Source organism: Hydrogenophaga soli (genome assembly GCF_054777695.1).
Genome location: NZ_BAAHAK010000012.1, coordinates 46,332 through 58,555, shown reverse-complemented (window position 1 = coordinate 58,555; position 12,224 = coordinate 46,332). Strand labels below are relative to the sequence as shown.

Annotated in this window: 15 protein-coding genes and 1 pseudogene; 8 read left to right on the top strand and 8 right to left on the bottom strand. The window is 68.4% G+C overall.

Going from position 1 to position 12,224, the window contains the following annotated elements; all coding sequences use genetic code 11:
• Positions 1-56: 56 nt before the first annotated feature.
• On the top strand, positions 57-482 hold the full coding sequence (gene mntA, locus ACYVB7_RS18220) for a type VII toxin-antitoxin system MntA family adenylyltransferase antitoxin (protein WP_460510102.1): 426 nt from the start codon (positions 57-59) through the stop codon (positions 480-482).
• Positions 464-877 carry a DUF86 domain-containing protein gene (gene hepT, locus ACYVB7_RS18215; RefSeq protein WP_460510100.1) on the top strand — a complete coding sequence of 138 codons (414 nt, stop codon included), beginning with the start codon at positions 464-466 and terminating at the stop codon, positions 875-877. The genes mntA and hepT overlap by 19 nt, the downstream gene beginning before the upstream one ends.
• A gap of 92 nt (positions 878-969) precedes the next feature.
• Here the strand turns inward: hepT and ftrA are convergent, their stop codons facing one another.
• Positions 970-1,974 (bottom strand): transcriptional regulator FtrA, encoded by a 1,005-nt coding sequence (gene ftrA, locus ACYVB7_RS18210; protein ID WP_460510211.1) that lies wholly within the window; start codon positions 1,972-1,974, stop codon positions 970-972.
• Between the two features lie 101 nt (positions 1,975-2,075).
• Between ftrA and ACYVB7_RS18205 the strand changes: the two genes are divergently transcribed.
• Positions 2,076-2,477, top strand: coding sequence for a rhodanese-like domain-containing protein (locus ACYVB7_RS18205; protein WP_460510098.1), 402 nt, complete (start codon positions 2,076-2,078; stop codon positions 2,475-2,477).
• Positions 2,478-2,507: 30 nt separating this feature from the next.
• Positions 2,508-3,332, top strand: a complete 825-nt coding sequence (gene otnI, locus ACYVB7_RS18200; protein ID WP_460510096.1) for a 2-oxo-tetronate isomerase — start codon at positions 2,508-2,510, stop codon at positions 3,330-3,332.
• Between the two features lie 83 nt (positions 3,333-3,415).
• Here the strand turns inward: otnI and ACYVB7_RS18195 are convergent.
• The 4 genes and pseudogenes from ACYVB7_RS18195 to ACYVB7_RS18180 form a co-directional block, all read right to left on the bottom strand.
• Positions 3,416-3,763, bottom strand: a pseudogene (locus ACYVB7_RS18195) (DoxX family membrane protein); the annotation flags it as partial.
• A 14-nt stretch (positions 3,764-3,777) separates the two neighbouring features.
• Positions 3,778-4,695, bottom strand: coding sequence for an HvfC/BufC family peptide modification chaperone (locus ACYVB7_RS18190; RefSeq protein ID WP_460510094.1), 918 nt, complete (start codon positions 4,693-4,695; stop codon positions 3,778-3,780).
• Positions 4,692-5,678 carry an MbnB/TglH/ChrH family RiPP precursor modification enzyme gene (locus tag ACYVB7_RS18185; RefSeq protein ID WP_460510092.1) on the bottom strand — a complete coding sequence of 329 codons (987 nt, stop codon included), beginning with the start codon at positions 5,676-5,678 and terminating at the stop codon, positions 4,692-4,694. Before ACYVB7_RS18185 ends, ACYVB7_RS18190 begins: the two co-directional genes overlap by 4 nt.
• A 4-nt stretch (positions 5,679-5,682) precedes the next feature.
• On the bottom strand, positions 5,683-5,979 hold the full coding sequence (locus ACYVB7_RS18180; RefSeq protein ID WP_460510090.1) for a BufA1 family periplasmic bufferin-type metallophore: 297 nt from the start codon (positions 5,977-5,979) through the stop codon (positions 5,683-5,685).
• 353 nt (positions 5,980-6,332) lie between these two features.
• Between ACYVB7_RS18180 and ACYVB7_RS18175 the strand changes: the two genes are divergently transcribed.
• Positions 6,333-6,929 carry a sigma-70 family RNA polymerase sigma factor gene (locus ACYVB7_RS18175; RefSeq protein WP_460510088.1) on the top strand — a complete coding sequence of 199 codons (597 nt, stop codon included), beginning with the start codon at positions 6,333-6,335 and terminating at the stop codon, positions 6,927-6,929.
• Between the two features lie 24 nt (positions 6,930-6,953).
• A complete protein-coding gene (locus ACYVB7_RS18170) occupies positions 6,954-7,178 on the top strand; it encodes a zf-HC2 domain-containing protein (protein ID WP_460510086.1) in 225 nt (74 codons plus the stop codon).
• 48 nt (positions 7,179-7,226) lie between these two features.
• Here the strand turns inward: ACYVB7_RS18170 and mnmA are convergent, their stop codons facing one another.
• Genes mnmA through ACYVB7_RS18155 form a run of 3 tightly spaced genes read right to left on the bottom strand, consistent with a single transcriptional unit; the run spans position 7,227 to position 9,647 of the window.
• On the bottom strand, positions 7,227-8,402 hold the full coding sequence (mnmA, locus tag ACYVB7_RS18165) for an MnmA/TRMU family protein (RefSeq protein ID WP_460510084.1): 1,176 nt from the start codon (positions 8,400-8,402) through the stop codon (positions 7,227-7,229).
• A gap of 25 nt (positions 8,403-8,427) precedes the next feature.
• A complete protein-coding gene (locus ACYVB7_RS18160; protein WP_460510082.1) occupies positions 8,428-9,180 on the bottom strand; it encodes a sulfite exporter TauE/SafE family protein in 753 nt (250 codons plus the stop codon).
• Positions 9,177-9,647: an NUDIX hydrolase gene (locus ACYVB7_RS18155; RefSeq protein ID WP_460510080.1), complete on the bottom strand. Its 471-nt coding sequence runs from the start codon at positions 9,645-9,647 to the stop codon at positions 9,177-9,179. Before ACYVB7_RS18155 ends, ACYVB7_RS18160 begins: the two co-directional genes overlap by 4 nt.
• A 196-nt stretch (positions 9,648-9,843) precedes the next feature.
• On the opposite strand from ACYVB7_RS18155, the gene ACYVB7_RS18150 reads away from it, so the two are divergent.
• The gene (locus ACYVB7_RS18150; protein WP_460510078.1) at positions 9,844-10,518 is read left to right on the top strand and encodes a hypothetical protein; all 675 of its coding nucleotides are present in this window, start codon (positions 9,844-9,846) and stop codon (positions 10,516-10,518) included.
• Between the two features lie 56 nt (positions 10,519-10,574).
• Entirely contained in the window at positions 10,575-12,206 is a 1,632-nt protein-coding gene (locus ACYVB7_RS18145) for an NAD(P) transhydrogenase subunit alpha (protein WP_460510076.1), read from the top strand.
• Positions 12,207-12,224 lie beyond the last annotated feature (18 nt).

The following is a 12,224-nucleotide window of genomic DNA, read 5'->3' as shown; positions in this document are numbered from 1 at the left end:
GCAGCGGGTCGGTTCTGCGGTAAGGTTCCCTGCGTGGCGATGCTGTAAGGATGCGTGTGACGAGTGCTTCAAACCCCGAGCCCGAAAGCCCGCCCGACGCTGCCTTGCGTCGGGTGGTGATGCGCTTTCCGCAGTTGACCCTGGCGTTGGTTTTTGGCTCGGTGGCTCGCGGAACCGCTCGCCCCGACAGCGACCTGGACATGGCTGTTGCCAGCCGGTCAGGGGCACTGACGGCGGAGGAGCGCTGGGACATCGTCGATGCCCTGGCCCAAGAGACAGGACGCCCTGTGGATTTGATCGATTTACAGCTTGCGTCGCCCCCCCTGCTGGGTGAAATCGTGCGGCACGGGCGCAGGGTGTGGGGCGATGATGCCGCCTATGGTCGGCTGATCAGCCGCAACCTGTTCGAGCAGGCCGACTTCGCTCCGTATCGCCATCGTTTGTTGTCAGAAAGGCGGGCTGCATGGATGCCTCCGTTGTAGAGCAAAAGCTGGAGTCACTGCGTCGGTGCTTGCATCGCATCGAGCTCAAATGCCCCGCCGATCCGGTGCAGTTGGAGTCAGACTTTGACCTGCAAGACATCGTCTCTCTCAACCTCAGCCGGGCGGTGCAGCTGTGTGTGGATGTGGGCGCACACCTCATTGCCGGCATGAACACGCCGCCTCCCGACACCATGGGCCAGACCTTTGACATCCTCGCCCGCGAAGGGGTGTTGAGTGCCGAGTTGGCCACCAGTCTCAAAAAGGCCGTGGGGTTTCGCAACATCGCTGTCCACAGCTACAACGCCATCAATTGGCACATGGTCCACCGCATTGCGCACGATCATTTGGGGGATTTCACGGCGTTTGCGCGCGTGGTGGCGGCGCGATTGGGTTGAGCAACAGCACCATCGACCAAACGTTCAATCGTCAATCTCCGTGTCCGCAGGCCGTCTCACGTTCCCAATGTTGTTTGCGGGGACGACCCACTTCACCGGGCAGCATCTGCGGCGGTATTTGAAAACGCCCGCCTGAAGTCGCGGGGTGACACCCCCAGCGTCTGCCGGAACTGGCGGCGCAGGGCCTGCACGGTGCCAAAACCGGCTTGTTCGGCCACCTGTTCGATGGGCAAGGCGGTGGACTCCAGCAGTCGGCGGGCCTCTTGCAGCCGGGCCGTGTCCAGCCAAATGCCCGGGGTGCACCCGGTGGCGGCCTTGAAGTGGCGCAAAAAGCTGCGCGGGCTCATGGCCAATCGGGCCGCCATGCGTTCCACCGTCCAGGGCTGGGCCAGGTTGGCTTGCAAGGTGTCCAGCAGGTGGGCCAGCCGGCCATGCCTGTCGGGCGGCACGGGCCGCTCAATGAACTGCGCTTGTCCGCCCTGCCGGTGGGTGGGCATCACCAGCCGGCGTGCCACCCGGTTGGCGGCTTCCAGGCCAAAGTCCTGGTGCACGATGTGCAGCATCAGGTCCATGCCCGCGGCACTGCCTGCCGAGGTGAGCAGGCGGTCGCTTTCCACGTAAAGCACCTGGGCATCCACCTCAATCGCCGGATGGCGCTGGGCCAGTTGGTTCGCGTAGCGCCAGTGGGTGGTGGCGCGTCGGCCATCCAGCAAGCCGGTGGCGGCCAGCACAAACGCCCCCGAACAGATGGAAGCCAGCCGTGCACCCCGCGCCCAGGCGCGGCGCAATGGCTGCGTCAGCGCGTCAGGCACGGGCACATCAGGGCCCTTCCACCCGGGGATGACGATGAGGTCGGCCTGCTCCAGCAGATCGGCCCGGGCATTAGCCTGCACGCGCAAGCCACCGTGGGCACGCAAGGGGCCGTCTTCGATGGCGGCACTGGCAAAGCGGTACCACCCCGTGCCCATTTCGGGGCGGGGCAGACCAAACACCTCGGCCACGATGGAGAACTCGAACGTGCACAAACCGTCGTACACCGGGGCCACCACCAAAGGGCCGGTGAGGGGCGGCGCAGGGGTGTCGGCGGGCGCGGGCATTGGCGTGTTTCTTTCCATGGTTGTCACTCAGCGCCATTGTGGCGGCGGGTGGGGCCGGGAACACTGGGGGCGTGTCCAACCCTGTTGCGAGCCTTGTTCCCATGACCACCGCCGTGTCCCAAGTTCCTGCCGCATCGGCCAGTGCCGCCCAGGCCCACTTTGCCGCCGAATTCACCTTCGAAACCGATTGCTGGGACGTGCACGATGCCCTGTCCAAAGGCCCCGACTTTGTGCTGCTGGACGTTCGAGGCCCCGCGCTGTACGCCAAAGGGCATGTGCCTGGGGCCGTCAACCTGCCGCACGGCAAGATGGTGGAGTCGGTCATGGCCCGCTGGCCTGCCGACACCTTGTTCGTGACCTACTGCGCCGGGCCGCATTGCAACGGCGCTGCCCGCGGGGCGTTGCGCCTGGCCCAGTTGGGCCGACCGGTCAAACTCATGGCCGGAGGCATCACCGGCTGGTTGGATGAAGGGTTTGCGTTGGTGTCGTTGGCCGCACCGTGAACGCCCATGCAGCGGCACAATCCCGTCACCATGCCCCAGTTCGCCGCCAACCTCACCCTGCTGTACACCGAGCTGCCGTTCCTGGACCGCTTTGCCGCCGCCGCCGCCGATGGGTTCCGGGCCGTGGAATGCCTGTTTCCCTACGAGCACCCGCCCGAGGCCATTGCCGCCCGGCTCCAGGCCCATGGCTTGACCCAGGCGCTGTTCAACCTGCCGCCGGGCGATTGGGCGGCGGGCGAGCGGGGCATGGCCTGCCACCCCGGGCGCGAGGCCGAATTTGCCGCCAGCGTGCAAACCGCCTTGCGGTACGCCCTGGCCACCGGCTGCCAGCGGCTGCACGCCATGGCCGGGCTGGCCCCGGCGGGGGTGGACGCCGACACCCGCCAGCGCACCTACGTGGCCAACCTGAAGGCCGCCGCCCGCGTGCTGGCGCCGCACGGCATCACGCTGCTGATCGAGCCCATCAACACCCGCGACATGCCGGGCTACTTCCTGAACCGGCAGCAGCAGGCCCATGACACGGTGGCCGCCGTGGGTGAACCCAATGTGCGGGTGCAGATGGACTTCTACCACTGCCAGATCATGGAAGGGGACCTGACCCGGCGGCTGGAACAGCACCTGCCCGGGGTGGGCCACATCCAGATCGCCAGCGTGCCCGACCGCCACGAGCCCGACGCGGGCGAGGTGGCCTACGCCCACCTGTTCGCCCGCCTGGACGCGCTGGGCTACAGGGGTTTTGTGGGCTGCGAATACCGCCCGCGAGCGTCGGGCCCCGGGGGCACCTCGGCGGGGCTGGGCTGGTTTGCGCCGTGGCGGGCCAGCCAGCGGTCTGCCGACCAGCGCCCCGGCCCGTAAACCGCCAGCCCGGCCAGCAGCGAGCCCCAGAACAGGTGCAGCTGGAAGGCCGCCTCGGGCATGTCGGGCAGGCTGAGCACGGCCATCACGTTCACCACCGACAGGCCCAAGGCCGCCACCCGTCCGCCCAGGCCCAGCACCAGCAGCACGGGCAACACCAGTTCACCCGCCGTGCCCAGCACCGCCGCCACCGGCGGGGGCAGCAGGGGCACCTGGTACTCGTAGGCAAACAGCTCCAGCGTGCTGGACCAGTCGCGCAGCTTGGTCAGCCCCGACAGCCAGAACACCTGGGCCACAAACAGGCGTGCGGCCAGCGCGGCCAGGGGCTGAAGCTGGTCCAGTCCCCAGGCCAATCCACGGTAGGCATGGCCCAGCCGGTGCCAGACACGGGCCCGAGCCCGCAAGGGCGGCTCCGAGGCGCTCGAAAACATGGGAAATGGCATGGTCAATGTCCTTGCAAGGGTGGGGGGTCATCGGCCACAGGGAGCGCCGCGATGCCCGTCACCAGCCCCTGTTGCAGGGCCTGCGGCAGCCAGCTGGCAAAACCAGGGTCGGCCTGCTCCAGGGCGGCCAGCAGGCTGTTGCCGTGCAGCAGGGCCTGCACAAAGCGGGCGGTGTCCGGGGGAATGAACTGGCAGTGCACGCCGAGGGCGGGCCGCCACAGCAGCACGTGGGTGGTGCGGGGCGCGGCCCAGTGGACGGCATCAGGCCCCAGCGCCAGCAAGGCTTGCGTGCGGGTGTGCGGGGCGGCGGCGATGGCGGTGTCGGCATCCGTGTCCTTGAGGGTGTGGGCGTGCCAGAGCGCGGCCACATCCCAGTCCAGCGTCAGCACCTGGGTGGCGGCAGCCCAGGCCAGGTGCAGGGTGGCGGGGTCGTCGGTGCTCAGGCGTTGCAGGCTGGCCAGCCCGTCGGCGGGCGGGGGCACATCAGGGGCTGTTTGGGCGGTGTGCAGGGCCCATTCCAGCCGGGCCAGGTCGGGCAACCAGGGCAGCGACGCCAGCTGCGGGCTGGCGGCCATGAAGGCGGGCAGCGCGTCGCCCCACCAGGCCAGGTCGCCCCGGGTGGGCGGGTGCGCATGCCACAGCGCCCGGGCCAGCTGGCCCATGCTGTCGGCGCTGATCACCTCGGTCACCACCGGGTGGGCGGCCACCAGCACGCGTTCGGCCAGCGCATGGCCGTTGGATTGATAGGCTTTTAGGCCTCTTGCGCTTTCATCAAAAGCGCAAGCAGCTACTGAATTTATAGCATTGCATGTTTTGCGGGTGGGCACGTTGCCGGACCAAATGGCGTCCAGCAGCGCCTGCTGCTGCGCCAGCAGACCCGTTGCGCCGTGGGGAGGGACCAGCCGGGTGAGCGCGTTCATGCCAGCACCCCTTGGACACTCGCCGCGGCTTGTGTGGCCTGGGGGTCAATGTCGGCGGCGGTGTCCGCCAGGGCCTGGCGGGCGTGCGCGTCGGCGCGGGCCACCTCGTCCAGCAGCACCGCCAGGTCGGGCACGTCGGTGTCCCATTCGATCAGGGTGGGCAGCGGCTGGTGGCGGCCCCAGCGCCGCACGGCGTGGCGGTAGACGGCCCACACCGCATCGCAAACGCGGCTGCCGTGGTCGTCGATGACGATGGCGCCCGCGTGCACATGCCCGGCCAGGTGGATTTCGGCCACGGTCACGTCAGTCCCCAGCGCGTCCAGCCAGGCGGTGCAGTCGGCCAGCAGGCGCTGGGCCAGGGCAGTGTCGCTTGCCACGGCCTGCGGTGTGGGCGCGCCGTGGGCATTGAGGGCGTTGACCATGAGGTTGTTCACGTCCACCAGCAGGTGGCAGCCGCTGCGGCGGGCCAGTTGGGTGAGGAAGTCGGGCTCGCTCCAGTCGCCCTGCGGCCATTGGATGTAGGCCGAGAGGTTCTCCACGGCGATGGGGCGGCGCAGCCGCTCCTGCACGCACTGCACGTTGGCCACCATGACGTGCAGGGCCTCGTGTGTCCAGGGCACGGGCAACAGGTCGGCGGCATGGATGAGTTGGGCGCCACCCGCGGGGCCTCCGGGCGCCCCGCGGGTCACGGTCAACGGGGCGCGGGCAAAGCTGGCGTGGTCGCTCACGCGGACCGGGTCGGTGCGCTCCACCAGCGCGGCCAGCTGGTCCAGGTGCCACGGGTCCAGCCCGGCGGCCGACCCCAACGACAGCCCCACGCCGTGCAGGCTGATGGGGTAGGCCGCGCGGCCCTGGCGCAGCACCTCGGCGCTGGCCCCGCCGGGGGCAAAGAAGTTTTCGCTGTGCACCTCCAGAAAGTCCAGGGCGGGCCGTTCGGCCAGCACCTGGGCAAAGTGGGGGTGACGCCAACCCAGCCCGGCCATGGCATCAGCCCTTTTTGGCCTTGGCCTTGGCTTCGTCCATGCTCAGGCCACCGGCCTGTTTGCAACTGCCCTTGGGCACAAACTTCCAGTCGCCCGCGTCCATGTCCATCTTGGCTTGGCCTGCGCAAGAGTGGGTCCCGGCGATGTTGGCGCAGTCGTTCTGCCCGGCCTTGGCAATGCCGAAGCACTTTTCCTTTTCCTTTTCCTGGGCGTGGGCGGGTGCAGCGGCCAGGCCCATGCCGATCACGGAGGCGGCGGTGAGGGCGATGAGGGCGCGTTTGTCGAGGTTCAAAGGGGTCATGAGGTGCATCTCCTGCGAGTGGTTGAAGGGATCAACCCAGATTGCTCATTGGGCGCACCTGCGGTGCTGCATGGGGCGTTGACGGTGTCTTTCGGGTCATTTCTGCCCTTCTTCGTCGCCCATGGCACCCGCCATGGGCTCCTCAGTCAGGACAGAACTGTTCCCGAAATCCATCCGTCATCACCCCATGCCCCAATGAACAATCTGGGTTCAACCCCCGCGCTGCCAGAGGTGGCAACACGCGGTGGTTGCTCTTGAGTCGGGCGGCGGGGCCGGTTTCTTACACCCGCAAAAAAATATTTTTCGAACCCGTCGGCCAGCCCAAAATCGCGGCACCGTTTGCCTGCCACCCCATGCCCGACACCCCACCACACCCCAGCCACAGCGACCTGGCCGATCAGCTCCAGCAGCACCGCCCCATGCTGCTGAAGTTCGCCATGCGCCAGCTGCGCAACCCCACCTGGGCGGAAGACGCAGTGTCCGACACCCTGCTGGCCGCCCTGGCCAAGCCCTCGGCCTTTGAGCAACGGGCGCAGCTGCGCACCTGGCTGGTGGGCATCCTCAAACACAAGGTGCTGGACCAGATGCGCGCCCACGCCCGCGAAGCCTGCGACCCCGGCACCACCCCCGACGACCTGGCCGACCCGCTGGACGACCTGCCGCTGGACGCCCGCGGCCACTTCAGCGAGCTGCCCGCCGACTGGGGCAACCCGGAGCAGGACCTGTCCCGCCGCCAGTTGGCCGAGGTGCTGGAGCTGTGCACCGACCGCCTGCCCGCCGCCCAGGGCCGCGCCTTCATGATGCGCGAGTGGCTGGAGATGTCGGTGGACGACATCTGCAAGGAACTGGGCGTGAGCTCGACCAACCTGTACGTGCTGCTGCACCGCGCCCGCCTGCGCCTGCGCACCTGCCTGGAACTGAACTGGCTGGGCCGCCAGCAGGCCGCCTGAGCAACGCCACCCGGACTGCCCGCCATGGACCTGATGATTCCCTGCAAACGCGCCGCCGAGCTGATGGTGGCCCGAGAAGACCGCCCCCTCAGCTGGGGCGAAGGGGCCGCCCTGCGCGTGCACCTGCTGATGTGCAAGGCCTGCCCCCGCTTCGAAAAGCAGCTGCTGACCATGCGCCAGGCCATGGGGGCCTGGCGGCGCTACAGCGAACAGCCGGACGACGAGAACGAAAACAATCAAAAACAGTAGCTGCTTTCGCTTATCAATAAAGCGCTACAGCCGTTTTTGATTGCAAGTTCACCCAATCGCCCCGCCCCCCAGGCACACCTCACCGTCGTACAGCACGGCGGACTGCCCGGGGGTGACGGCCCACTGGGCTTCGTCAAAGTGCAGGCGAATGGCGGCGGGGTCGCTGCCCGCTTGCAGCCAACAGGGCGCGTCGTCCTGGCGGTAGCGGGTCTTGGCGGACAGGCGGCGGGCGGGGGTGCCGTCGGGGCCGGTGGCGTTGAAGGCAGGCGCGGTGCCCGCGGTCCAGCTCAGGTCTTGGGCGGTCAGGCCCTCGCTCAGCAGCCAGGGGTGGTCGTGGCCTTGCACCACCCACAAGGTGTTGGTCTTCACGTCCTTGCGGGCCACAAACCAGGGGGCGTGTTCACCACCGCCTTTTTGCGCACCCTTTTCCTTCACCCCGCCAATGCCCAGCCCCTGGCGCTGGCCCAGGGTGTAGAAGCTCAGGCCCACGTGTTTCCCGATGGTGTGGCCACGGTCGTTCTTGATGGGGCCGGGTGCGTGGGCGATGTAGCGGTTGAGGAAGTCGCGGAAGGGCCGTTCGCCAATGAAGCAGATGCCGGTGCTGTCCTTCTTCTTGGCGTTGGGCAGGCCAATCTCAGTGGCAATGCGGCGCACCTCGGTCTTGTGCAGTTCACCCACGGGGAACAGGGTCTGCGCCAGCTGCGCCTGCGTGAGGCGGTGCAAAAAGTAGCTCTGGTCCTTGCTGGGGTCCAGGCCCTTGAGCAGTTCAAACCGGCCATCGCCCAGGCGGGAGGTGCCCACGGGCAGCAGGGTGCCATCGGCCCCCACGCAGCGCACGCGGGCGTAATGGCCGGTGGCGATCTTGTCGGCCCCCAGGCGCATGGCGTGGTCCAGGAAAGCCTTGAACTTGATTTCGGCGTTGCACAGGATGTCGGGGTTGGGCGTGCGCCCGGCTTGGTACTCGCGCAGGAACTCGGCAAACACCCGGTCCTTGTATTCGGCGGCGAAGTTGACGTGTTCGATGTCGATGCCCACCACGTCGGCCACGCTGGCGGCGTCCAGCCAGTCCTGGCGGCTGGAGCAGTATTCGCTGTCGTCGTCGTCTTCCCAGTTCTTCATGAAGATGCCGATGACCTCGTACCCCTGCTGCTTGAGCAGGTAGGCGCTCACCGACGAATCCACGCCCCCGGAGAGGCCCACAACCACTTTTTGCTTGACAGTCATGGGGCGGGATTATCCCGCCCGGGACTCAGGCCCGCAGGAAGAACACCACCGACATGGCCAGCCCCGTGGTCATCACCAGCCCCCGCACCCAGGCCGCAGGCAGGCGGCGGGCCACCCGGGCCCCCAGCACGCCACCCAGCGTGGCGCAGGCCATCATCCACAGGGCCTGGGGCCAGGCGATGGCCCCGGCCACGGCAAACGCTGCCACCGACAGCAGCGACAACACAAAGGAGTTGAAGTTTTTGAGCGCGTTGGCGGTGTTCACCCGCGGCTCGCCGGTCAGGGTGTAGAGCGCCATCAGCAAAATGCCCAGGCCGCCGTTGAAGTACCCGCCGTACACCGACACCAGCCACAGCCCGGGGGCCCGTGCCCGCGTCCAGCCGTGCCCCCCGGCCCAGCGGGTGAGCGCGGGGCCCAGCGCAAACAGCACCGTGGCAAACAGCAGCAACCAGGGCACCAGGCCCGAGAACACCTTGGCCGGGGTCACCAGCAGCAGCAAGGCCCCCACCACACCGCCGCTGGCCGACAGCAGGGCTTCGCGGTGCAGCAGGCGGCGGTCCAGGGCGTTCAGTTCGCCACGGAACCCCCACACGCTGCCCAGGTAACCCGGGCTGACCGCCACCGCGCTGGTGGCGTTGGCCGCAATGGGCGGCACCCCGGCCCACACCAGGGCAGGAAAGGTAAGAAAGCTGCCCCCACCGGCCACCGCGTTGAGCGTGCCCGCGCCCAGCGCCGCCAGCGCCAGCACGGCCCAGGAGGCCCCGTCCATCGGGCTCATGGGTGGCCGCCTTGCCAGACCGACGCCGCCGTGTGCACCACCCCCAGCGGGTGGCGTTGGCCGCGCAGGTGGTCTTCCATGCACTGCACCACCAGCGGGCTGCGATGGCGGTGGGCGCTGGCGCGGACTTCGTCGGGCGTCATCCACACGGTGCGCACGATGCCGTGGTCCAGCGCCCGGCCCGGCACCGCGTCGGCCACGGTGCCGCAGTAGGCAAAGCGCAGGTAGGTGGTGTCTGCGCGCCGCGCCAGGTACACCCCCACCAGCGCCTGCGGGGTGAAGGGGTGGGCGGTTTCCTCCAGCACTTCGCGCACCACGCCCTGCTCGGGGCTTTCGCCGGGCTCCAGGTGGCCCGCGGGGTTGTTGAGGCGCAAGCCTTCGGGGGTGTGCTCCTCGACCAGCAGGTAGCGGCCGTCGCGTTCGATCACGGCGGCCACCGTGACGCTGGGTTTCCATCGTTCGCTCATGGGGCCGATTATGGGGAGCGCTGCCGCGCCGACCTGTCGCACCCGACGCACCGGTCACGTTTGGGGACGGTATCGGTTTCCGTTAAGCTGCGAGTCAGCTTCAGCCCCCCATTCGGGGCGTCGTATTTCAGAGGAACTGTTCATGCCGTCAGGCGCACCCGCTCAGACTGTCTCCCGCGTTCACCCCCTCCGGCTGATGACCACGGCGCTGGTCTTGGCCACCCTGATGACGGGCTGCGCCCGCATCCCGCCCAGCGCCGAACCGGCGGGGCATGTGAGTTTGGCGCTGCCCGGATCGGGCTGGACCCCGCTGGGGCCGGTGGAGTCGGTCACCGTGCCGTCGGGCGCATCAGAGGCCCCCGCGCAGCGTCAGGTGATGGGCCTGCCCAACCCCCAAGGCGGTTGGCTGGCCACCGTGGTGCTGACGGCCACCCGCGCCCAGACCTGGCAAGCCCCGGACCAGCCGCCCCGCTGTGTGCCCGCACGGGCCGAGCAGGTGGAAAACCCGGAAGCCACCGGCCCCACCCGCATCGACTGCCTGCGGGGTCGGCTGTACGCCAGCCAGCAAGGGTGGATGCAAAAGCACCACCCGGACGCGGACGCCGTGCTCCAGGCCCACCAGGCCCTGCCCCCGGCACCGTACGCCTGGGCCAGCCACACCTACACCACCGACTCGGGCATCTACATCCGCCTGGACGTGGTGATGGACCAGCGCCTGGTGGAGCCCAAGACCCGCAGCAACGCCGAGTTCCTGGTGGCCGGGCGTCCGTTCGAAGCCTGGACTCACCAGCTGGGCCGGGCCGTGCGCACCGCTTCGGGCCTGGTGGACGGGCGCCTGCTCGTCCCCCCTTTCCCTTTTCCCGTGCCCTGACGACCGGGGCCATGCACCCTGGTCACCGATTTCGAGCCCTTCATTGAGGAGACACCATGCAGCCTGCTGTGCCCGACACCGCTTCCGTGAACCCCACGGCCCCGACGCCCCAGCGCATTGGGGTGCCCAAGGAGACCTTCCCCGGCGAAAAGCGGGTAGCCACCGTCCCAGAGGTGGTGGCCAAGCTGGTCAAGCTGGGCTTTTCGGTGGCGGTGGAGTCGGGCGCGGGTGAGGCCGCCTCGTTCAGCGACGACGCCTACCGCGCCGAAGGGGCCGTGGTGGTGCCCACCGCTGCCGAGCTGTGGGCCACGGCTGACATCGTGTTCAAGGTGCGCCCGCCCAGTGCCGACGAGGTGGCGCGGGTGCGCCCGGGCCAAACACTCATCGGCTTCATCTGGCCCGCGCAGAACCCCGAGCTGATGAACCAGCTGGCCGCGGCCCAGGCCACGGTGCTGGCCATTGACGCCCTGCCCCGCACGCTGAGCCGGGCGCAGAAGATGGACGCGCTCACCTCCATGGCCGGGGTCAGCGGCTACCGCGCGGTGGTGGAAGCCGCCAACGCCTTTGGCCGTTTCTTCAATGGCCAGATCACCGCGGCGGGCAAGGTGCCCCCGGCCAAGGTGTTCATTGCCGGGGCCGGTGTGGCCGGTCTGGCGGCCATTGGCACGGCGGCCAGCCTGGGCGCCATCGTCCGTGCCAACGACACCCGCGCCGAAGTGGCCGACCAGGTGGTGTCGCTGGGCGGCGAGTTCGTGAAGGTGGACTACGAGGAAGAGGGCTCGGGCGGTGGCGGTTACGCCAAGGTGATGAGCGAGGGCTTTCAAAAAGCGCAGCGCGACATGTATGCACAACAAGCGCGGGAGGTGGATATCATCATCACCACCGCGCTGATCCCGGGCAAGCCCGCGCCCAAGCTGATCACCGCAGAGATGGTGCAGACCATGAAGCCGGGCAGCGTGATCGTGGACATGGCCGCCGAACAAGGCGGCAACTGCGAACTGACCGAGCCCGGGCAGGCCGTGATCAAACACGGCGTGACCATCATCGGTTACACCGACCTGGCCTCGCGCCTGGCACGGCAGTCGTCCACGCTGTACGGCACCAACCTGTTCCGCCTGACCGAGGAGCTGTGCAAGGCCAAGAACGGCGTGGCCGTGGTCAACATGGAGGACGATGCCATCCGGGGCCTGACGGTCATCAAGGACGGCGCGGTCACCTGGCCCGCGCCGCCCATCAAACAAGCCCCGCCTCCACCCCCCAAACCCGCGGCCGCCGTGGCCGAGAAAAAGGGCGGCCACGGGCATGGCAGCACCGGGCCCTTGCCCGCCCAGACCCTGGCCATCCTTTTTGCGGTGGCCGCGGTGGCGTTCTGGTTCATCGGGGCCTATGCCCCTGCGGCCTTCCTGGGGCACTTCACGGTGTTTGTGCTGGCATGTTTCATCGGCTACATGGTGGTGTGGAACGTGACCCCGGCGCTGCACACACCGCTGATGAGCGTGACCAACGCCATCTCCAGCATCATCGCCATCGGGGCGCTGGTGCAGATTGCACCGCCCGAAGCGGGCATGGCGGGGCGGCCCGATGACCTGATCCGCTGGCTGGCGTTTGCGGCCACCGTGCTCACCGCCGTCAACATGTTCGGCGGCTTTGCCGTGACCCGCCGCATGCTGGACATGTTCCGCAAATAAACCCACAACAAGAACAAA